Annotated in this window: 20 protein-coding genes, 2 tRNA genes, 1 rRNA gene and 1 other annotated feature; of the genes, 20 read left to right on the plus strand and 3 right to left on the minus strand. The window is 38.9% G+C overall.

Annotated elements, in window-relative coordinates; translation table 11 throughout:
* Positions 1-8 precede the first annotated feature (8 nt).
* The 5 genes from rrf (at position 9) to mdrT (ending at position 2968) form a co-directional block, all read left to right on the plus strand.
* Positions 9-124 (plus strand): 5S ribosomal RNA (gene rrf / locus HCB38_RS12110).
* Positions 125-134: 10 nt separating this feature from the next.
* Positions 135-210: transfer RNA gene (locus HCB38_RS12115), tRNA-Asn, on the plus strand.
* Between the two features lie 25 nt (positions 211-235).
* Positions 236-308, plus strand: a tRNA-Thr gene (locus HCB38_RS12120).
* A 191-nt stretch (positions 309-499) separates the two neighbouring features.
* Positions 500-1387 (plus strand): bile-regulated transcriptional regulator BrtA, encoded by an 888-nt coding sequence (brtA, locus tag HCB38_RS12125; RefSeq protein ID WP_185638665.1) that lies wholly within the window; start codon positions 500-502, stop codon positions 1385-1387.
* 99 nt (positions 1388-1486) lie between these two features.
* On the plus strand, positions 1487-2968 hold the full coding sequence (mdrT, locus tag HCB38_RS12130; protein ID WP_185638667.1) for a cholic acid efflux MFS transporter MdrT: 1482 nt from the start codon (positions 1487-1489) through the stop codon (positions 2966-2968).
* A gap of 48 nt (positions 2969-3016) precedes the next feature.
* On the opposite strand, the gene HCB38_RS12135 is transcribed toward mdrT, so the two are convergent.
* Positions 3017-3859 carry an SAM hydrolase/SAM-dependent halogenase family protein gene (locus HCB38_RS12135; RefSeq protein WP_185319966.1) on the minus strand — a complete coding sequence of 281 codons (843 nt, stop codon included), beginning with the start codon at positions 3857-3859 and terminating at the stop codon, positions 3017-3019.
* A gap of 67 nt (positions 3860-3926) precedes the next feature.
* Positions 3927-4176, minus strand: a binding site (T-box leader).
* 180 nt (positions 4177-4356) lie between these two features.
* Between HCB38_RS12135 and fdhF the strand changes: the two genes are divergently transcribed.
* The 7 genes from fdhF (at position 4357) to HCB38_RS12170 (ending at position 12602) form a co-directional block, all read left to right on the plus strand.
* A complete protein-coding gene (gene fdhF / locus HCB38_RS12140) occupies positions 4357-7344 on the plus strand; it encodes a formate dehydrogenase subunit alpha (protein ID WP_185619330.1) in 2988 nt (995 codons plus the stop codon).
* Complete coding sequence (locus HCB38_RS12145; protein ID WP_185319964.1) at positions 7344-7820, plus strand: helical membrane plugin domain-containing protein; 477 nt, start codon at positions 7344-7346, stop codon at positions 7818-7820. The genes fdhF and HCB38_RS12145 overlap by 1 nt, the downstream gene beginning before the upstream one ends.
* Positions 7821-7881: 61 nt before the next feature.
* Positions 7882-8667: a formate dehydrogenase accessory sulfurtransferase FdhD gene (fdhD, locus tag HCB38_RS12150; protein ID WP_185319963.1), complete on the plus strand. Its 786-nt coding sequence runs from the start codon at positions 7882-7884 to the stop codon at positions 8665-8667.
* A gap of 46 nt (positions 8668-8713) precedes the next feature.
* On the plus strand, positions 8714-9391 hold the full coding sequence (locus tag HCB38_RS12155; RefSeq protein WP_185638670.1) for a response regulator transcription factor: 678 nt from the start codon (positions 8714-8716) through the stop codon (positions 9389-9391).
* Positions 9388-10767: a sensor histidine kinase gene (locus tag HCB38_RS12160; protein WP_185319961.1), complete on the plus strand. Its 1380-nt coding sequence runs from the start codon at positions 9388-9390 to the stop codon at positions 10765-10767. The genes HCB38_RS12155 and HCB38_RS12160 overlap by 4 nt, the downstream gene beginning before the upstream one ends.
* A 78-nt stretch (positions 10768-10845) precedes the next feature.
* Positions 10846-11934 carry an ABC transporter permease gene (locus HCB38_RS12165; protein WP_185319960.1) on the plus strand — a complete coding sequence of 363 codons (1089 nt, stop codon included), beginning with the start codon at positions 10846-10848 and terminating at the stop codon, positions 11932-11934.
* On the plus strand, positions 11934-12602 hold the full coding sequence (locus HCB38_RS12170; protein ID WP_185319959.1) for an ABC transporter ATP-binding protein: 669 nt from the start codon (positions 11934-11936) through the stop codon (positions 12600-12602). The genes HCB38_RS12165 and HCB38_RS12170 overlap by 1 nt, the downstream gene beginning before the upstream one ends.
* 188 nt (positions 12603-12790) lie before the next feature.
* Here the strand turns inward: HCB38_RS12170 and HCB38_RS12175 are convergent, their stop codons facing one another.
* Together HCB38_RS12175 and HCB38_RS12180 are read right to left on the minus strand one after the other, a co-directional pair.
* Complete coding sequence (locus tag HCB38_RS12175) at positions 12791-13081, minus strand: putative quinol monooxygenase (RefSeq protein WP_185319958.1); 291 nt, start codon at positions 13079-13081, stop codon at positions 12791-12793.
* A gap of 11 nt (positions 13082-13092) precedes the next feature.
* Complete coding sequence (locus tag HCB38_RS12180; protein ID WP_185319957.1) at positions 13093-13968, minus strand: alpha/beta hydrolase; 876 nt, start codon at positions 13966-13968, stop codon at positions 13093-13095.
* 114 nt (positions 13969-14082) lie between these two features.
* Between HCB38_RS12180 and HCB38_RS12185 the strand changes: the two genes are divergently transcribed.
* The 8 genes from HCB38_RS12185 to HCB38_RS12220 all read left to right on the plus strand — a co-directional run bounded on the left by HCB38_RS12185 (position 14083) and on the right by HCB38_RS12220 (position 20964).
* Positions 14083-14910, plus strand: coding sequence for a Cof-type HAD-IIB family hydrolase (locus tag HCB38_RS12185; RefSeq protein WP_185638672.1), 828 nt, complete (start codon positions 14083-14085; stop codon positions 14908-14910).
* A 131-nt stretch (positions 14911-15041) separates the two neighbouring features.
* Positions 15042-15953, plus strand: a complete 912-nt coding sequence (locus HCB38_RS12190) for a cation diffusion facilitator family transporter (RefSeq protein ID WP_185319955.1) — start codon at positions 15042-15044, stop codon at positions 15951-15953.
* A gap of 48 nt (positions 15954-16001) precedes the next feature.
* Positions 16002-16274, plus strand: a complete 273-nt coding sequence (locus HCB38_RS12195; RefSeq protein WP_185319954.1) for a hypothetical protein — start codon at positions 16002-16004, stop codon at positions 16272-16274.
* A gap of 96 nt (positions 16275-16370) precedes the next feature.
* The gene (locus HCB38_RS12200) at positions 16371-17369 is read left to right on the plus strand and encodes a zinc-binding alcohol dehydrogenase family protein (RefSeq protein ID WP_185638674.1); all 999 of its coding nucleotides are present in this window, start codon (positions 16371-16373) and stop codon (positions 17367-17369) included.
* Positions 17370-17371: 2 nt separating this feature from the next.
* Positions 17372-17896: a dihydrofolate reductase family protein gene (locus HCB38_RS12205; RefSeq protein ID WP_185319952.1), complete on the plus strand. Its 525-nt coding sequence runs from the start codon at positions 17372-17374 to the stop codon at positions 17894-17896.
* A complete protein-coding gene (locus HCB38_RS12210; protein WP_185638675.1) occupies positions 17897-18529 on the plus strand; it encodes a nicotinamidase in 633 nt (210 codons plus the stop codon). It abuts the gene before it with no gap.
* Between the two features lie 23 nt (positions 18530-18552).
* Positions 18553-19167, plus strand: a complete 615-nt coding sequence (locus HCB38_RS12215) for a DUF1648 domain-containing protein (RefSeq protein ID WP_185319950.1) — start codon at positions 18553-18555, stop codon at positions 19165-19167.
* A gap of 135 nt (positions 19168-19302) precedes the next feature.
* Positions 19303-20964, plus strand: a complete 1662-nt coding sequence (locus tag HCB38_RS12220) for a peptide ABC transporter substrate-binding protein (RefSeq protein WP_185319949.1) — start codon at positions 19303-19305, stop codon at positions 20962-20964.
* The last annotated feature ends 82 nt before the right edge of the window (positions 20965-21046 follow it).

Below are 21046 nucleotides of genomic sequence, written 5' to 3' on the forward strand. Positions count from 1 at the left end.
CAATATTGTCTGGTAGTTATGGCGAGAAGGTCACACCCGTTCCCATCCCGAACACGGTAGTTAAGCTTCTCTGCGCCAATGGTAGTTGGGGGCTTCCCCCTGCGAGAGTAGGTCGCTGCCGGGCAATGTATTATTCCACAGTAGCTCAGTTGGTAGAGCAATCGGCTGTTAACCGATCGGTCGCAGGTTCGAGTCCTGCCTGTGGAGCCATTTTTTTATTTGAAAGGCTTTTGCTGCCGCTTTAGCTCAGTTGGTAGAGCACTTCCATGGTAAGGAAGGGGTCGTCGGTTCAAATCCGACAAGTGGCTTAAATATAATATCTTCACAAATCGAATGTTTCGCTAGTATGCGAGGCTTTTTTTATTTGTTTTATTACTATTATGTTGAGGGGAATGTGCGTTCTTCTACATAATTAATGAAGGTTTTATTACATATCTTGAATAGAGCGTATAAATATATTATACTAGGGGTATAAATACGAGGCGGATGGGGTGTTTTTTTGAAAGAAAAGAAGCGGCGGATTATTAAGTCAGCTAAAGAGGTATTTCAAAAGCAAGGTTATTTGAAAACGTCTGTACAAGATATGGTGGATGCGGCTGGTATTTCTAAGGGGACTTTCTATAATTATTTTACTTCGAAAGAGGAGCTCGCTATTGTTATTTTTAAGCAGGAATATTCTGTTTTGCATCAGCGTTTGGAGTATACAATGGCACTGGATGGAACGAAGAAGGATAACTTTACGGAATGCTTGAAAATTATTATTCATTTTTATACGGAAAACGGAGAGATATTAAATATTACTTTCTCGCAAACGATGATTGATGATGATTTTAATTCGTTCTTGCAGAATGTGCGGCTTAAGAATATGGAATGGGTTAAAAATCAGCTGTTAGAGGTTTATGGCATGGAAACGGAACCTTATATTAACGATATTACGATGCTCCTAAGTGGGATGGCGGCGATGTATGTTTTTGCGAGTGGGAGTAAGAATGTGGACTCGGGGTTAATTGAACGGGCTATTCCATATGTTGTAAGAAGGCTAGATGCGCTTGTGAAAGATATATTGGAGAGCGGAGAAATTATTTTTACTGAAGCTGATACAGAGAACTTGGTGCCAGATCAAACAATAATCCGTAAGAAGCGCCTTGCTAAATTAAGAGAAGCACTTGAGGAATTGAATGTAGGGATAGAAAAGGAAGATATTGCTGATTCTGATAAATGGCAGTATAAAGAATCGATGAATGCTCTTGTCGGTGAGATTAATAATAACGAAGCACCAAGAGATTTCATGGTTCAAGGAACATTGTTGTATCTTAAGCAACATGTGCCGGCAAGTTTAACCAAAGAAGTGAATAAATTAGAAGCATGTGTGAACGGACTTTTATAAATTTTAGACCGATTAGTCATTTTTATTGACTTGTTGGTCTTTTTTTATTATACTACTGTTATTCATCTGGAAATTTCCACATGGGAAGGGGTATTAATTTTGAATAGTACAGCAGTAGAAAGACCCGTTGATGTTAATGGGAAATCTTATAGTAGAAGTTTATTAGTAGTAACAATGATTATTGGGGCATTTGTAGCAATTTTAAATCAGACGTTATTAGCGACAGCGCTGCCAATGATTATGGATGATTTGCATATTACAGCAGCAACTGGGCAATGGTTAACAACAGCTTTCTTGCTGACCAATGGAATTATGATTCCGATTACAGCACTTTTAATTGAAAAAATTAGTTCGAAAACGTTATTTATTACGGCAATGACTGTATTTACAATTGGTACAATTATTTCATCTGTAGCGGGTTCATTCCCTATATTACTTACTGGTCGTATTGTTCAAGCGGCTGGTGCTGGTATTATGATGCCTCTACTTCAAACGATATTCTTGCTGATTTTCCCTCGTGAAAAACGTGGGGCAGCCATGGGGTTGATGGGACTCGTTATTGCGTTTGCTCCAGCAATTGGGCCAACTTTATCAGGTTGGATCGTGGATTCTTATGATTGGCGCGTATTATTTCTTATTCTAATTCCGATTGCGGTTATTGATATTATTTTAGCTTTCTTCGGAATGAAAAAAGTAGTGAAGTTAACCGATACAAAAATTGATTTTCTTTCTATTGTGATGTCTTCAATTGGTTTTGGGGCGTTGCTTTACGGATTTAGTTCAGCTGGTAATGATGGTTGGGGGGACGCGATTGTTATTACAACATTAATCATTGGTGTTGTCGTTATTGCGTTATTTGTTTGGCGCCAACTAGTAATTGAAAATCCAATGCTTGAGCTTCATGTATTTAAATATCCAGTATTTTCATTATCGGTTATTCTTGGCTCAATAGTAACGATGGCGATGATTGGCGCGGAGATTGTGTTGCCTCTTTATATTCAAACAATTCGTGGTGAGACTGCGCTTCAATCCGGTCTATTATTACTCCCAGGTGCGATTATTATGGGAATAATGAGTCCGATTACCGGGATTATTTTCGATAAAATTGGAGCAAAATGGTTAACGATTACTGGTATTACAATTTTAACTATCGGTACAATTCCATTTATGTTTTTAACGATAGATACGCCGCTTTGGTATATTGTTGTTTTTTATGCAGTTAGGTTCTTCGGGATTTCGATGGCGATGATGCCAGTTTCGACAGCGGGAATGAATGCACTTCCTAACCACTTGATTAACCATGGTTCGGCGGTGAATAATACAATTCGTCAAATTGCTGGTTCAATCGGGACTGCGGTACTCATCACTGTACTAACAAATGTGACGAAAGATAATATGCCTGGTAAAGCGCTTATGGCGACTGATCCAGCTGGTTTTGCTCAAAAAGCACAAGATGCTAGTTTGGACGGAATGCGAGCTGCGTTTATGGTTGCAGCAATTTTCGCGGCTTTAGGGATGATTTTAAGTTTGTTCCTTAAAAACAAAAAACAAGAACCAATCGTCAAAGAATATACGAAATAATATAGAAACAGGGTCAAGAATCCAATTTTGGATAATTGACCCTGTTTTTTATACTTTTTTAAGAGAGACTTTCCAGCTGGTGCCTGTACCTACCGAATATGCATCTACGAAGGACCCTTGATTAATACCGAGTCCAAGATTATCAAGTGAATTGACATAGATGAGTGCTTCACCAATCCGTAAGTCTGCGAATGAGCGGCTGTAGGTAACGAAATTTTTATAAACTACGCGGTCGTGGTGTTTGATTAGAACTTCAATGGAATCCCCGTATTTTGCGCCTAATTGCAGAAAATCAGTCCGGCGAATATTTGTCCAAAGGTTGCCAAATGGGCGGTCGATTATATCAATTGTTCCATAAGCCTGTTCTTCTTCTAAATAAGAGTCACTTAGACTTAACGAAACAATGGATTCAGGTGTGGCTTCAGGACCAATATCTTCAAAACTAATCACGCCAGCAGCAAGTCTCGCAGCAGTATAGGCAAAAATATCGCGACCATGGAATGTATGAGAAGCGCCTGACCGTGGGAGGCGATTTTTCTCTTCATCAATAAGGCGAACTTCTTTAATCGTTCCGTAGTGGGCAATATGCGTTAAAGTTCCATTGTCTGGTGTAATTATATAATGACCGTCTTCTGTTAAAATGGCTACACTCCGCCTTTTTGAACCAACTCCAGGATCAACAATAGATACAAAAATCGTAGCTTCAGGCCAGTAAGGAACAGTTTGTAAAAGACGATAAGAGCCTTCCCAAATATTAAATTGAGGAATTTGATGCGTTAAATCGTATATTTGTAAATCACTACTAACACTATTAATCACACCATACATAGCACTAACTGCACCATCACTAATACCAAAATCAGATTGTAAAACAAGTAGCTGTTTTGTCATTTGAAATCCTCCATTTCGAGCAATTTAGGGCAAAATAAAAACTCGCCCTCGTCCAAAAAACTCTTGGAATAAGGGCGAGAAAAATTTCACGCGGTACCACCTTAATTTATTTTCAGCTTACACTGAAAACCTCAAATAAGCATTTATGTAAAATACTTACGGCGTTTGATAACGGACGCCAAATCCGTTGTGGCTTACTTATTTTCAGCGACAAAGCTCAGAGGCCATTTTCGGACATTGTTTTTTGTTCCTTTTCAGCAGTGGGAACTCTCTTTTTGAAAAAACGGATGTCGTACTTTTCTCGTCATAGCTTTGTTATAAAGAATACAGAAAAGTTGGATAAGTGTCAATGAATATAGCATGATTTGTGAGGGGAATCGCATAGTAGTGCTATTTGAGAACGATTATCAACTGTCTTTTTACTGTGATTTTCAAGTAAGAACTGTTATAATATAAGCGGAAATTGTAAACGCTTTCTCTATTTAGGAGGTAATGTGATGGGCGCAAAAGTATCAGTGCGAATTAATGGTGAGGCGCGGGATGTGGTCGAAGGAACGCGAATACTGGACTATTTAAATGCAGAAGGAATACAGCATCCGCATATTTGTTATAGTGAGCAAATTGGGCCAATTCAATCTTGTGACACGTGTATGTGTGAGGTTGACGGGGAGCTTATGCGGGCGTGCAGCACGAATCTTACAGATGGGATGGAAATTAAAACAAATTCAGAACTAGCTAAAGATGCGCAATTAGAAGCAATGGACCGGATTTTGGAAAATCATTTACTGTATTGTACAGTTTGTGATAATAATAATGGCAACTGCAAAGTACATAATACAACAGAACTGCTTGGTGTGGAAAAACAAGACCGCCCATACCGGGAAAAGGGTTACTTAAATGATTTTTCGCATCCGTTTTATCGGTATGATCCGGATCAATGCATTCTTTGTGGACGTTGTGTGGAGGCTTGTCAACAAGTGCAAGTGAATGAGACGCTTTCGATTGATTGGGAAAGAAGTCAGCCGAGGGTTATTTGGGATGATGATCGTCCAGCGAATTTATCGTCTTGTGTTTCGTGTGGACTTTGTGCGACAGTATGTCCATGTAACGCTTTAATGGAAAAATCAATGCTTGGTCAAGCTGGCTTTATGACGGGACTTGATGAAGACATGCTAGAACCGATGATTGATATGGTGAAAAAAGTCGAGCCGAATTATCAAACCGTTTTTGCAGTGTCGGAAATGGAAGCGGCGATGCGGGAAACGCGGACGAAGAAAACGAAGACAGTTTGTACTTTCTGCGGGGTTGGTTGTGCGTTTGAAGTATGGACGAAAGACCGTAAAATATTGAAAGTCGAGCCAACTGGGGAAGGTCCTGTAAACAAATTTGCTACGTGTGTGAAAGGGAAATTTGGTTGGGATTTTGTTAATAGTGAAAAACGGATTACGACACCACTCATTCGCGAAGGAAATGAATTTGTGCCGGCGAGTTGGGAGGATGCTATTCACCTAGTTGCAACCAAACTACGCGAAATCCAAGCCAAATATGGAAATGATTCACTTGGATTTATTAGCTCCTCTAAAACGACCAACGAAGAAAACTATTTGATGCAAAAACTAGCGCGTCAAGTCTTTGAAACGAATAATATTGATAATTGCTCGCGGTATTGCCAGGCGCCTGCTTCGGATGGACTTACTCGTACAGTTGGGATTGGCGCGGATTCAGGGACTGTAGAAGATATTGAAAGTGCGGGACTCGTGATTATTGTTGGCGCATCTCCAGCAGATGGTCATCCGGTGCTTGCTAGCAGAATCAAACGAGCTCAGAAGACACGTGGCCAAAAGCTGATTGTTTCCGATTTGCGAAAACACGAAATGGCGGAGCGCTCAGATTTATTTATTCATCCAAAACAAGGGACTGACTTTGTTTGGTTGACAGCGGTTGCGAAATATATGATTGATCAGGGATGGCATGATGAAGTCTTTATGAATAACCGTATTAGTAATGTGGCAGATTACTTAACATTTTTAGAACCATTTACACTGGAATACGCCGAAAAAGAAACGGGACTACCGGTGGAGACCCTCAAATTAGTGGCGGAAATGATTCATGAAGCGGACGGGACAGCGGTTTGTTGGGGAATGGGAGTTACGCAAAATATTGCGGGATCACATACATCGTCGGCTATTGCTAACTTGCTTCTTGTAACTGGAAACTTCGGAAGACACGGTGCAGGAGCTTATCCGCTTAGAGGACATAATAATGTGCAAGGCGCTTGTGATATGGGGTCATTACCAAATGTTTTACCAGGAATTCAGCCACTTGGAAACGATGAAGTACGCGCTCGTTTTGAAGAAGCTTATGGGGTATCTATTTCGCCAGAGCCTGGTCTGAAAAATAATGAAATGCTTGATGCGATTGAAGCTGGAACACTTCATTCTATGTATGTGATTGGTGAGGAAATGGCTTGGGTGGACTCTAACTCGAATCATGTGCAAGAAATCCTTTCAAGCCTTGATTTCTTTGTTGTTCAAGATGTGTTTTTATCAAAAACAGCTCAATTTGCTGATGTTGTTTTCCCAGCTGCTCCATCACTTGAAAAAGAAGGGACGTTTACGAATACAGAGCGTCGCGTACAACGGCTTTATGAAGTGTTAGAGCCGCTTGGAGATTCGAAGCCGGACTGGTGGATTATTCAAGAAGTAGCAAGAGCATGTGGTAGAACAGACTGGAATTATAATCATCCGAGCGAAATTATGGATGAAATTGCTAGCTTAGCGCCTTTTTTTGCAGGTGTTCGTTATGATCGAATGCAAGGATTTAATAGTCTTGTGTGGCCAGTTAGTGTGGACGGGAAGGATATGCCACTACTTTATGAAGAACGATTCAATTTCCCTGATGGTAAAGCACAGTTCTCGACATTACCGTATATTGCCCCGATTACTTTCCCGGAAGAATTTAATTTAACGCTTAATAATGGTCGTTTATTGGAACAATTCCATGAGGGTAATTTGACGGATAAATCAAAAGGATTGGATTATAAGTTACCAGAAGTATTCGTGGAGGTTTCTCATGAATTAGCTAAAGAACGCGATATTGAAAGTGGTTCGCTTGTTCGTTTAAGTTCGCCGTATGGGCGTATCAAGCTTCGTGCGGTTGTTACTGAGCGAATGAAAGGCAATGAAGTCTATGTGCCGATGCATTCAGTAAGTAGCGAAACGGCAGTCAATTTGCTGACTTCAAGTGCGGGGGACGTTCGAACGAAAACGCCTGCATATAAACAAACCAAGGTAAATCTAACTGTACTTGAAAAAATTGGGAAAAATCCACTTCCAGATCATAATCCGCGTAACCGTAAAAGATTCCCGCAAAACGGGGCTGAGGTGGAGCGCAAGTGGTCAAGAGAAGATTATCAACCGATTTCTAAAGTGAACTGCGCCTGTGGTGGCAACTGCGGATGCGAGGGGAAAGGGAGGAATCATTGATGGCAGAACCAATTTCAACGATTCGTGATACAAAGAAGACACCTGAAGAATTAGAGAAAGAACGTTTAGCGCAAATGAAAGCTGACATTGCAGAACAAGATTCTGGTTTTATCGAAATAGTAGAAACGGTGAAATTACTACAAGAGTCGGGTGCGCTTGACGCTCTAAATAGCGCGATAAAGGCGCGGGGGGATATTACGAAAACATTTTTAAATGAATGGCGTAAAGAACCAATGACAAATGCGATAAATAATATGATGATTTCAAGTAAACTGCTAACCGATACAAAACCAGAGCAGACCGAGGAAATGATTTCAAATTTGAAGGATGCAGCGAAAAAAGCAGAAGAAAGTGCAAAAAACGATGAAATCATGGGTATGTTAGCGATTATGAAGGTACTGAAAGATCCGGATATTAACCGGGCGCTCCGTTACGGCATGACCTTTTTGAAAGAAGTAGGGAAGACATTAAAATAATTATCTGAAACAGCGAGACTTCCTAGTATCGCTGTTTCGGCTTAGAAAGGAGTGGGTTTTGATGGATATTGTATCGCGTCAAAAAATTCGCCGTTTTGAAGCTGGCACTTTTCAAGAAATCGAATCAAGTGTTGCGACCGAGTATCCGCTAACTATCTACGTTAACGACCAAGAACTCGTGACCATCGTCTGCACGCCAGAGTATTTGGAAGATTTAGTCGTGGGCTTTCTAACATCGGAAGGCATTGTTCGCGGTCCGGGAGACATTGATTCCGTGGATATTATTGAAGCGACTGGTCATGCCAAAGTTAACGCCAACTTTGTTAACAAATTCAATGCCAAGTACCGCGGCAAACGCTACATCACCTCATGTTGCGGCAAGTCACGGGAAAACTTCTACTTCCAATCAGACGCCTCGCTCGTCAACGTGAAGCAAAATTCAAGTCTGAAACTCACAACAGACATGATTTTCCGCTTAATGGAAAAATTTGAGCAAAATTCCGCAACATTTCATCAAACCGGCGGGGTTCATAATGCGGCGCTATGCAGTTCGGCGGAAATTATTTATAGTCGGATGGACATTGGACGTCATAATGCGCTTGATAAAATATATGGTCGTGCTTTAAAAGATGGGACAGCTACAGATGATAAAGCGATTATTTTTAGTGGGCGAATCTCCTCAGAAATCCTCGTTAAGACAGCTAAATTAGGATGCGGAATTATTTTATCTCGCTCTGCACCTACCGAACTGGCGATTAACATGGCGGAAGAATTGCACATTACAACAGTTGGTTTTATCCGAGGAGATAGGTTAAACGTCTATTCTGGATTTGAACGAATCACATAAGTTTGATATGATGCAGTAAAATAGGACGGTAAGGTGAATAGAAAAAATGAAACAAATATTAGTAGTAGACGATGACCGGCACATCCTTAAACTTGTAGGACACTATCTCCGTGCAGAAGGTTTTCATGTTTTAGAAGCAATTGATGGCGTAGAAGGAGAGAAAATAGTCGAAACGGAGCAAGTTCATTTGGCGGTAATTGATGTGATGATGCCAAACATGGATGGCTTTGAACTGTGCAAAAAGATGCGCATAAGCTATCCTGATATTCCCATTATTATGTTGACAGCCAAAGATGCACTTGCGGATAAATCGCGTGGTTTTGAAGTTGGTACGGATGATTATGTCACTAAACCCTTTGAACCAGAAGAGTTAATCTTTCGGATAAGGGCTTTACTCAGACGTTCCAATCAGGCTAGTGAAGCGAAAATTACTATCGGAAATATCACCATCGACCAAAAAAGTTACGGCATAAAAATTGGCAATCAAGAACGAATGATTCCTGTAAAAGAATTTGAACTGTTATATCAATTAGCGAGCTACCCCGGACGGATTTTTACTCGAGAAGAATTAATTGAGCGGATTTGGCAACGAGATTATGACGGTAGTGACCGGACAGTAGATGTACATATTAAACGTTTGCGCGACCATTTTGATGAGGAAAAGGACGGTATTCGGATTGTCACGGTTCGCGGTGTTGGCTATAAATTGGAGGAAACAACATGAAGTCATTATATAGTCGAATAGTTGTGACGATGCTAGTTGTCATTCTTTCCAGTAGCCTGCTCGGTTTTTTCTTTGCGAACATTTATTACCAGATAAAATTAAAGCCTTTTAATGATGAAAAAACAGCTAAGATAGCGCAGGAAGTCCAACAATTTTATCAATCGAATGCGTCGATTTCTCTAAAAGAGTATTTGGAAAATGTAGGTGAACTTGGCTATGAACTGTATCTGACGGATGGCAAAGATCAATCGGTTTATTTCGGTGGTGCGTTTCGAAAAAAAGATTTACCTAACAAAACAGTTCAACAAGTGTTAGCGGGTGAGACGTATCACGGAATTGATACGTTTGATACGGGCATTTTTATTACTGGATTTTTTGATAATGATGTTAGAAATACAATTGGAGTTCCAGTCAAGGTGGACGGGAAACAACTGGCGCTATTTATACGTCAAGATCCGGAACAACAATTCGGTGAACTTAGGATCTTTTTCGCGATGATACTTATTTTCACGTCTATTATTAGTACTTTATTTGTGCTTATTAGTGGCAGATACATAGTAAAACCAGTTGTGAAGCTTACTACTGCTACGAAAAAAATCCGGAGAGGAAATTATGATGTGGCGCTCGAAGTCCGGCGTAAAGACGAGATTGGTCAGCTGGCGGACTCGTTTGCCAAAATGGCGAGCGAACTCGAAAAATCTGAAGCCGCCCGCCAAGAATTTGTCGCAAATGTTTCTCATGAACTGCAATCACCACTTACATCGATGCAAGGTTTTGCAAGACTTTTAGGTTCAGGAACACTAACCGAAAAAGAACAAAAAGAATATTTAACTGTTTTATCAGAGGAGACGACACGCCTTTCTTCTTTAACGAAACAGTTACTTACACTTGCTTCACTTGACCAAGAATCTGAGTTACGGAAAAAAGAACCAGTGCAATTAGCAGAACAGTGGCGCCAACTAATCCAAATGACCGAATGGAGTTGGCGAGAGAAAGAGCTAACAATAAATTTAGAGTTGGCTGATATAAACTATTCTGGTGATGACGAATTGCTTTATCAAGTGTGGTCTAATTTATTCAACAATGCAATTAAATATACACCACAAGGCGGGGATATTCAGGTGCGCCTTTATGAAGAAACGACCAATGTTTTTGTTGAAGTCTGGAATAGTGGCGCCTGCATCAGTAAAGAAGATATGGCGAAGATTTTCGAACGTTTTTATAAAGCAAGTCAAAGCCGTACCCGAGAAGAAGGTTCAAGCGGCTTAGGCTTATCCATTTGCAAAAAAATAATTATGTTACATCACGGTGAAATCACTGTTGAAAGTAATACTGAAAAAGGAACAACATTCAAAGTCAAACTACCAAAAAACTAAATTTGTAAAATCCGATTCACATTCCGTTTACAAAACTTCTTTAAACTAAGTGTAAGATCTTAGAAGGAGTTGAACGGAATGTTTTTGGCATTAAGAGAATTAAAACACGCAAAACTACGCTATATTTTAATTGGATTAATTATGGTGTTAATCGCCTGGCTCGTTTTGTTCGTTACAGGACTAGCGAATGGGCTCGCAAATGATAACGGAGCAGCCATTTCATCAAATAAAGCAACTTATTATGTACTACAAAAAGACTCAGACAATCGCTTAACGAGGTCCAATTTAACTGCAGCTGAAACAGAAAGTGTAGCAAAGCAACTTAAAAAATCTGAAAGCACCAACTTAGGTGTACAAATGGGTACAATCACACCACCAAACAAAGACAAAAAAACAGACATTACTTTTTTCGGAATAGATAAAACAGGCTTTATGAAACCAGCCATTTCAGAAGGTAAAGAGCCGCAACAAACTAAAGAAGTTATAGCAGATATTTCTTTGAAAGAATCCGGCTATAAACTAGGTAGTAAAATCAAAGACAGTGCAACAGGAGAAACGTTCACTATTACTGCCTTTACGAAAAACAATACATTTAGCCATTCCCCGGTTATTTTCGTTGGTTGGGACGCTTGGAAATTAGTTCACCAAACAAATCAAGCCGCAGAAGGAGAATATAATGCTGTAGCACTGGATGTCTCTGAAAATACTGCTAAAAATCTATCAATTGGTTCGATGGAACTTTCCTCTAGTAAAGAAGTGCTTCAAGGCATTCCGGGTTATTCAGAAGAACAAGGTTCGCTACTGATGATGATTGCCTTTTTATTCGTTATTGCTGCATTTGTTCTAGCTGCTTTCTTTTATGTCATTACGATTCAAAAAATCAATCAATTTGGTATATTAAAAGCAGTCGGCGCAAGAACAGCATATTTAGCGCGAAGCATCGTTACCCAAGTTGTTTTCTTATCAGTCGTCAGCTTATTGATTGGAAATGGGCTAACATTTGGACTCGCGGCAATTTTACCAGCTAGCATGCCGTTTACACTTAGTCCAATACTTGCAATCGGTTGTTCCGCATTATTCCTAGTTGTAGCAGTCATCGGATCAATGTTATCACTCTACCGTGTAGCCAAAGTAGACGCGTTAGAAGCAATTGGGAGGGCAAACTAATGACTTTAATGATGAAAAATATTTCTAAAAATTATCAAGATGGCGAGCAAGTCATCGAAGTATTAAAAAATGTTTCTTTAGAAGTAGCGCAAGGAGAATTCGTTGCAATCGTCGGCCCATCTGGTGCGGGGAAAAGTACATTTTTATCCATTGCAGGAGCTTTATTATCACCGACAGAAGGCGAAATTGCTATTGGCGGAAGAACATTAAATGACCTTACAAGCAAAGAATTAACAAAAGTGCGGCTCGAGAAAGTTGGTTTTATCTTCCAAGGAGCAAACTTAATTCCGTATTTAAGTGTGCGGGATCAATTACTCGTAATTGCAGAACTATCCGGTGAAAAAGGTCGAGCTGCAAAAGAAAAAGCAGATAAACTTCTTCAAGAATTAGGCTTAACCGCGCGCGAAAATAATTATCCAGAAAGCTTATCCGGCGGTGAAAAACAACGCGTTGCTATTGCTAGAGCGCTAATGAACGATCCCGATATTATTTTAGCAGACGAACCAACCGCAAGCTTAGATGCAAATCGTGGCCATAAAGTAGTCCAAATGATTGCAGATGAAGTAAAGCGAAAAAACAAAGCAGCAATCATGGTGACGCACGATGAGCGGGTGTTAGACTTAGTTGACCGTGTAATTCGGATTGAAGATGGATATTTGAAGAATTAAAAAAGTTTTGGCTCTGTCCGGCGCCTCTAAAGTTAGACCGAAGAATCTAACTTTAGAGGCGTATTTTAATTGGCTAAAATTTAAGAGAAAACTATAAAAAAAGTATTATCCGGAGCATTCCCCTAAAGGAACACAATCAGATAATACTTTGCCTTAAACTTGAAATGCGCTTGATTCACAATGAAGCTTTACCGTTCTAATTGGCGGAGTAAATCTACTTCAATTGGTGCTGCTAAAAAAGCAGGAATATTTTTCTTGAAAAGTTTATAATGCGCAGTCTCATTATGAAACTGAATTGCGGCTTCATCAGCCCACTTTTCTAAAAGGTAAAAAGTGTTTTCCTGCTTTACGGAGCGAACTAATTCGTAGCCGTGGTTTCCAGCTTCCAAAAGCGAACCTTGGATGACTAAATTCACTTCTGTCAAAAAAGCATCTACTAAATCTGGTTTTACTTGGATTTTTGCTTGAATGTGCAACATTTGTGGCCCTCCTATTTGTAATCTAGCTCAATTACTGTTTCGTCTGTAGAGAATTTTTCTAAAAACCAATATGTTTTTTCGATGCTCTTAGATGTTTCGTGTAATGTTTGGTGAACCGCGTCTTCTCCAACTTGAATATCTTCTATATAAGCTTTGGCATTTCCTGGCATAAAGAGTCTGGTTGCGAGCGAACTAATCGTTGGGACAATCCCGTCTGTTGGGTTATCTTCGCTTAATTCACCTGCAATTGCAAGCACTTCTAAATCAGGACTGACCTCTGTTTGATTTTTAATAAAATAATCCATTTGAGGAGTACTATTTGGCAACTTTTTAAAGGATAAATCCATTCCATTATCGTCTGGGTCTAAATCATTAAATGGGGAACCAATTGCTACTAACTTACGCAAAGTGGGTACAGTTTTATCTTTCGAGTAATCTTCTGCGTAATAAGTTAGTGCCAAACCTCCATTGGAATGCCCTACGCCGTCCATTTGTGTAAAGCCATATCGTGATTTTAAATCTTCCATCGCGATTTTTAACCATTTGGACCAATCGTCGGGGGTTGCTTGATTTTGATCGAAGCCGAATTTTATAATGGGACGTTTGGCATCTTTTGTAAGCTTACCTTCGAACTTGATTTTTCCTTCTGAATTAACAGTCATAGTCAATGTTTCATTAGAACTTTTATATTCGTTCATTAGTTGGTCTGCCATTTTATCAAGAGAACTCGCATTACCACCGCTCCCGTGAATTAAAATAATTGGTATTTGATCTTTCAAATCTACTTTAGGAGGTTCGTAATTATTAGGCTCTTCACTATTTTGGCATGCAGCAAGAATTAGCGTACCAAAAAGTAAAATCATGATTGTAATAAAATATTTCTTCACTAAGTATCTTCCTCCATTCCAAATTATTATACCAAAAATCGACGTGACAATCATGTGAAACTCGTCTATAATCGAAATACATACTAACGGAATTATAGAAAGGTGCGAAAACTAGTGACAAATGTAGCGATTGATACAGTTATTACAGACATGGACGGAACATTACTTGTAAAAAAAGGAGATCAAATTCATCCCCTAAATAAAGAAGTTTTAATAAACTGGCAAGCAGACGGAAAAAACCTTTTCCTAGCAACAGGTCGACTAGACTTAGCTATTTTGCCATTTATCCATGAACTCAATATTAAAACACCAGTTATTTCTTGTAATGGTGGCTTAGTACGTGACTTTACTACTGGAGAAATTTTATATAAAAGTAATATTGAGTTAGACTTGGTACATACAGTACTAGAAACGCTTGAACCATTAGGCGTTAACTACCATATTTATACAACAGAACGAATTATTGGACCAACAAATACTGGCAAAATCGCTTTTTTTAATGAGCTAAATAAAACTTTACCAGAAAATGAGCAAGTTCCAATTACTTTAACAACAGATCCTTTCAGCGTGCTCCGTGAAGGTGAATTCCCACTAAAAGTGCTCGTAATTGAGTCTGACTTAGAAAAACGAGCAGAAATCAAAGCAGCTCTGCAAGGTTTACCGCTATCTGTCCTAGCTTCTGCGTCTAATTTAATTGATATTATGAATGAAGGTATTGATAAAGCAAAAGGCCTTACATACCTAGCAGATAATGGTTACATTAATTTAAATTCAACTATTGCTTTTGGTGATAATGAAAATGATGTTGGGATGATTGAACTTGCAGAAATTGGCGTAGCTATGGAAAACGGTATTCCACTTGCTTTAGAAAAAGCTGATAAAATTGCAAAACATCACAATATTGGCGGATTAGGCCTATTTATACAAGAAGAGATTTTATAAAATATGTGTGAAACTTCTACTTAAATCACGAGTAGAAGTTTTTTTCTTTAAAGAAAGCTTGCACTAAAAATGTATATATGCTAACATGTGCATATAAAGAAAATAGGTCTTTACAGAGGGGAAGTAATCATATGGCACATAATCACGATCATGCACATGGTCACAACCACAACCATACGCATAATGCCAATAAAAAATCATTATTTATTAGTTTTATCCTAATCGCTACTTTTATGATAGTTGAAGTTATTGGTGGAATTATGACCAATAGTTTAGCACTGCTTTCTGATGCTGGACATATGCTTTCTGACGCTGTGGCATTAGGTTTAAGTTTGGCTGCATTTAAGTTCGGCGAAAAAGCTGCAAGTTCTGATAAAACGTATGGCTATAAACGCTTTGAAATTTTAGCAGCATTTTTAAATGGGTTAACGCTCATTGGGATTTCAGTTTTTATTTTCTATGAAGCAATTGGTCGTTTCTTTGATCCACCACAAGTAATTGGAGCAGGGATGATGACTATTTCTGTTATTGGGTTACTTGTTAATATTTTAGTAGCTTGGATTTTAATGAGAGGTGATACAAGTGGAAATTTGAACATGCGCAGTGCTTTCTTGCATGTGCTAGGTGATTTGCTTGGATCTGTTGGTGCTATTACTGCGGCTCTGCTCATTATTTTCTTCGGCTGGAATATCGCCGATCCAATCGCCAGTGTTATTGTGGCAGCGCTAATTTTAATTAGTGGCTGGCGCGTATTAAAGGATGCGATTCATATTTTGATGGAAGGAAAACCAGCTAACGTAGATACAGAAGCAATCAAAACTTTCTTCCAAGAACAAGATGGCGTGACTGAAGTGCATGATTTACATGTATGGGCGATTACTTCTGATTTTAATGCTCTTACAGCTCATTTAACCGTAAGCGAAAACGCTGACCGGGACAAAATTTTGGCAGATATTGAGCAGTATTTACAAGAAAATTTCTCTTTAGAACATAGTACAATTCAACTTGAAGGAAATCACGCTCACCATCATCACTGCAATTAATGCCGCTTCATGATATAGTTAACGTATCAATTAGAGGAGTTGGTTTAGATGGAAGAACAAGTTGATTTAGGTCATTTTTTGAAAAAAACTTTTATCGCTGTAGTTGCCGTAACATTAGTATTTATCGGGGTTCTAGCAATGTTCACAATCATCGGTGTTATTATCGCTATTCCGCTACTAAAAAAAGCTGGCAAAATGCTTCTTGCTAAAACTGAAGATAGCAACCATACTCATTCACACGGCGGCAAATTAAAAATAAAATGCCCAGCGTGTAATGCAAAAATGAAATTCAAAGATAGCGAAATACTCGACGAAAAATAACTTTTAAAGCCTTCTCAGTGAAAATGAGAAGGCTTTTTTATCTAAATGTGCATTATTTTAAGAAATTCGGGAAAAGGAAACGAGAGGTGTTGTCAAATGAAAGTGGTAGGATTAACAAAGGCATCAACTGATTTCGTGGATATGGAAATCAAACAACCAGTGCCAGAAAATCATGATTTATTAGTAAAAATTAAAGCGATTTCCATCAATCCAGTAGACACTAAACAACGCGAAGCAACCAAACTAACAGGAGATGAAGTTAGGATTTTAGGTTGGGATGCAGTTGGTGAAGTAGTGGAGATTGGTTCAGAAGTGACTTTATTTAAAACGGGACAAGAAGTATATTTTGCTGGCGATGTTACAAGACCTGGTGCATATGCCGAATTCACGTTAATTGATGAACGACTAGTCGGTTTGAAACCCAAACATTTAAGTTTAGAAGAAGCCGCTGCAATGCCACTGACAACTATTACTGCATGGGAAGCTCTTTTTGACCGTTTGGGAATTGTTGAGGCCGATAAAGGAAAATCCATTTTAATCATTAATGGAGCTGGTGGAGTGGGTTCGATTGCGACTCAACTAGCTGCAAACATTGGACTTAATGTCATCGCTACAGCATCACGTGAAGAAACAATAGAATGGACGAAGAAACACGGTGCAAATCACATCATTAATCACCGAGAAAATTTAACAAAACAATTGAAAGAACTTGGTTTTGAACAAGGTGTCGACTTTATTTTGTGTTTGCATAATACAAATGCTCACTGGGATGATATGCAAGAAGCAATTCGACCACAAGGCAAAATTTGTTCAATCGTGGAACTTGCAAAACCAGTGAAGATGTCTCTTTTAAAAGACAAGAGTGCTACTTTCAGCTATGAATTTATGTTTACTCGTTCGAAATACAATACAGAAGATAAAATCAAACAGCATGAAATCCTTACAGAAGCAGCGAACATGCTAGATAAAGGAGACTTAACATCAACATTAAATAAAGTGTTATCTCCTCTAAATGCAAAAACGGTAGAAGAAGCTCACAAAATTATCTCATCCGGAAAAATGATTGGAAAATTAGTAGTGAAAGGATTTGAGTGATTATGAGTGAAAAACAAGTTGCGCTATATATCGCAGTGAGTTTGGACGGCTACATTGCGGATGAAACTGGCAGCGTAGAATGGCTAGAATCTGTTGATAGCGAAGGTGATGCGGGTTATGAGGCCTTCTTTGATAACGTGGATACGGTCGTAATGGGACGGACTACGTATCAACAAATTTTCTCGCTCACTGATACATTCCCATACAGCAAAAAAGATGTCTATGTTTTTTCCAACACGAAAGCTGGGACAAAAGATGAATACGCTGACTTTGTTGCCGGCACAGTAGACACTTGGTTAAATAACATTGACGGTGAAAAAATTTGGCTTGTAGGTGGTGCGAAATTAGTAAAGCAATTTTTAAAAGAGAGAGCAATTGATCGGTTTGTCATAACGATTGCACCTATTATTCTAGGAAAAGGAATTCCGCTTTTTGAAGAGGACCAGGAACATGCGCTAGAACTAGAAGAAGTAACGCGTTTCGGCCAGTTCGCGCAACTAACGTATAAAAACTTGGAGGAAAATTAAATGAAAATTGCAGCTTTTGATATTGATGCGCAAAAAGGATTCACGCCGCTTTGTCCCGATGAATTACCAGTTTCGGGCGGTGACGAAATTGTGCCGGAACTTAATTTTATGGCAAGTCTTGCTTCTATTCGAATTGGTAGTAAAGACGCGCATCCGCAAAATGCCGTATGGGTAGTTGATTCCAAAGACGAAATGTTGGCTGAACTCGAATATCCAAATGCGGACCGAACTTGGGTTAGACACTGTGAACCAGGTACAAAAGGTTTTGAATTATTAGATGGTTTGCCAGTTGTTACTGATTATGATTACTTTATTTGGAAAGGCATGGAGCCAGACATTCATCCGTACGGCGCTTGTTATCACGATATTGTTGAACAGCTTTCAACAGGTGTACTAGAATATTTACGGGAACAACAGGTCGATTTAGTTCTTGTTGGAGGTTTAGCTTTTGATTTTTGTGTGAAAACTACGGTTATACAGTTAAGTAGGGCAGGCTTTTCTGTATTAGTTTATTTACCAGCGACACGTGCATTATCTGAACAAGGTTTTGATGAAACAAAAGAGCAATTAGCAAATACCGAGAAAGTGCAGCTTATCGAAACAAGGGAGGAACTTGTCGCCTACTGCCAGTGATTATATTGGAAGAGGTGAGGGGAATGAGGAAAGTTGGTATATTTCCTAGTATGATAATTCTTTTCACAGTAGGAATTTCTGCTGTGTTATATCCGCTATTACCTTCTGAAGTGGCGGTACATTTCGGCACGGACTTCTCCCCAGATATGTTTATGCAAAAGTGGCTCGGTTTAATTCTGATTCCTTTTTTAATGATTATGTTCACAGGAACAGAATATTATGGGAAAGAAAAAGTGAACCAAGAGAGTTTGCTTGAATTTGAATATTGTTTTAGACTGTTGTTAGTACTCCTAACGATTATTCAAATGAGTATTATTGTATACGCACTAGGTTACGATATCCCAACTGGTAGATTTTCTTTAGTCACAGTAGGAGCATTCATGTTTGTTGTTGCAGCTTACATTCAATACTCAAAAAAACTCTTTAAATTTTTAACGATGATTGGTTTTAAAAAGATTGATGCATGGTCAAGAAATCTACTTAGAAAAATCACAACTGTTACACTTAATATAGCTGGTACAATCTGTTTTATCCTTGCTTTGTTTATGCGTAATGATCCCAGTTACTTAATGTTAGCAATGTTGATGGCGATGTGTATTATTGTAGTTGGTTCAGGAGTTTACCTTAATAAGAAATAAAAATATAACAGTTTTTATTTACAAGTGATACAGTTCCGGTTTATAATGGTGGCGGAAGTTCTGCGCGAATTTGGCAGGAAGTCCGTCATTTTTTTTGCGTAATCAAAAAGCGCTTACAAAAGAGGAGGAGAAATATTGCATAAAACAGCCAGAAAAATAGTAGTGGCACTCAGCTTGTTATGTTTACTAGTACTTACAGCATGTCAGTCTGGCGAAAAAGGGGAAAGTGAAAAAGTAACATCAGAAAAGAAAGCAAAAGTTGTTAACATCATGGAAACGAGTGGAATTCCAAATGCAAGTCCGACACTCGCAGACAATAGTGTAAGTTTTCGAGTAATCAATCAAATTTTTGAAGGATTATATCGATTAGATAAAAATGGGAAACCGGCGCTAGCGCTAGCTGCCAGTGAACCAGAAGAAAAAGATGGCGGGAAAACACTTGTTTTTAAAATTCGCGAAGATGCCAATTGGTCAAACGGCGACCCAGTGACGGCTCAAGATTTTGAATACGCTTGGAAAAAAGTGGTAGACCCAAAAACTGCCGCTGCATACGGACCACAAATGGAAGAAATCGTCAAAAATGCCACCCAAATTTTGAAAGGTGAAATGTCACCAAATGAACTTGGAATCAAAGCGTTAGATGACAAAACATTACAAATCGAACTAGAAAATCCAGTGCCGATTTTCAAAGAGCTCCTAACGACCGGTACGTTCTTCCCACAAAATCAAGCATTTGTAGAAAAACAAGGTGACCGTTACGGAACAAAAAGCGACACGTTGATTTCCAACGGCCCGTACAAATTAGAAAATTGGAATGGCACAAATATGACATGGGATTATGTTAAAAATCCGACTTACTGGGATAAAAAGAACGTCCCAACTGAAAAAATCCATGTAACAGTCGTAAAAGATACTAATGCCGCTTTAAATTTATACAATACAAACAAATTGGACCGAGTGGAACTTGACGGCGAATTTGTTAAACAATATAAAGATGATAAAAATTTCCATAAAGAAGCAACTGGACGCTCTGTCTATATGAAGATGAATCAAGGTAAAGATGGCGTGAAAACGGATTTAGCCAACTTGAATTTACGTCGTGCTTTAGCAATGTCTATTGATAAAACGGGCATGGTTAACACACTTCTTGCTAATGGTTCCAAAGCATTAAATGGAGATGTTCCTGCTGACATTATGTTTGACCCAGAAACAAAAGAAGATTTCCGTAAACAAAACGGGGATTTACTCAAATTTGATCAACAAGAAGCAATAAGCGCTTGGAAACAAGGCTTAAAAGAAATTGGGGAATCAGAATTAACACTGACTTTAACAAGTGGCGATACATCTCTACAACGCAAACAAACAGAATTTATCCAAAATCAATTGGAAGAAAACCTTCCTGGACTAACTATCAAACTAAAAAATGTTACGAACCAAGCTAGTTTCCAAGCGGACGTTACACAAGACTTTGAACTACTACTAGGGGGTTGGGGAGGCGATTATCAAGACCCACTAACATATCTCAACCTATTCCTCACAAACAGCCCAGGGAACCATACAGGCTTCTCAGACGCGAAATACGATGAACTAGTCCTTGGCGCGAAAGGTAAACTCTCAGCAGACCCGGAAAAAAGATGGCAAGCCTTACTAGAAGCTGAACAAATCTTGCTGAAAGATAACGCCGTACTCATTCCGCTATATCAAGGCGGCCGAGCATACTTGCAAAAAAGCAATCTGAAAAACTATACAACTTATCCAATTGGGTCAGAAAACTATAAATGGATTGAAAAAAATTAATTTAAAATGAGTCTAGTTAACTATACTAGACTCGTTTTTTTATACCCGAATGAAAATAAGACTTAGGATGTACCAATTTTCA

Source organism: Listeria farberi (assembly GCF_014229295.1).
Lineage (GTDB): Bacteria > Bacillota > Bacilli > Lactobacillales > Listeriaceae > Listeria > Listeria farberi.

Bases quoted from the DNA above. Each gene is read 5' to 3' on its own strand.
- HCB38_RS12135 (WP_185319966.1), bottom strand. From the start codon at position 3,859: ATGACAAAACAGCTACTTGTTTTACAATCTGATTTTGGTATTAGTGAT.
- fdhF (WP_185619330.1), top strand. From the start codon at position 4,357: ATGGGCGCAAAAGTATCAGTGCGAATTAATGGTGAGGCGCGGGATGTG.
- HCB38_RS12145 (WP_185319964.1), top strand. From the start codon at position 7,344: ATGGCAGAACCAATTTCAACGATTCGTGATACAAAGAAGACACCTGAA.
- fdhD (WP_185319963.1), top strand. From the start codon at position 7,882: ATGGATATTGTATCGCGTCAAAAAATTCGCCGTTTTGAAGCTGGCACT.
- HCB38_RS12155 (WP_185638670.1), top strand. From the start codon at position 8,714: ATGAAACAAATATTAGTAGTAGACGATGACCGGCACATCCTTAAACTT.
- HCB38_RS12160 (WP_185319961.1), top strand. From the start codon at position 9,388: ATGAAGTCATTATATAGTCGAATAGTTGTGACGATGCTAGTTGTCATT.
- HCB38_RS12165 (WP_185319960.1), top strand. From the start codon at position 10,846: ATGTTTTTGGCATTAAGAGAATTAAAACACGCAAAACTACGCTATATT.
- HCB38_RS12170 (WP_185319959.1), top strand. From the start codon at position 11,934: ATGACTTTAATGATGAAAAATATTTCTAAAAATTATCAAGATGGCGAG.
- HCB38_RS12175 (WP_185319958.1), bottom strand. From the start codon at position 13,081: ATGTTGCACATTCAAGCAAAAATCCAAGTAAAACCAGATTTAGTAGAT.
- HCB38_RS12190 (WP_185319955.1), top strand. From the start codon at position 15,042: ATGGCACATAATCACGATCATGCACATGGTCACAACCACAACCATACG.
- HCB38_RS12195 (WP_185319954.1), top strand. From the start codon at position 16,002: ATGGAAGAACAAGTTGATTTAGGTCATTTTTTGAAAAAAACTTTTATC.
- HCB38_RS12200 (WP_185638674.1), top strand. From the start codon at position 16,371: ATGAAAGTGGTAGGATTAACAAAGGCATCAACTGATTTCGTGGATATG.
- HCB38_RS12205 (WP_185319952.1), top strand. From the start codon at position 17,372: ATGAGTGAAAAACAAGTTGCGCTATATATCGCAGTGAGTTTGGACGGC.
- HCB38_RS12210 (WP_185638675.1), top strand. From the start codon at position 17,897: ATGAAAATTGCAGCTTTTGATATTGATGCGCAAAAAGGATTCACGCCG.
- HCB38_RS12215 (WP_185319950.1), top strand. From the start codon at position 18,553: ATGAGGAAAGTTGGTATATTTCCTAGTATGATAATTCTTTTCACAGTA.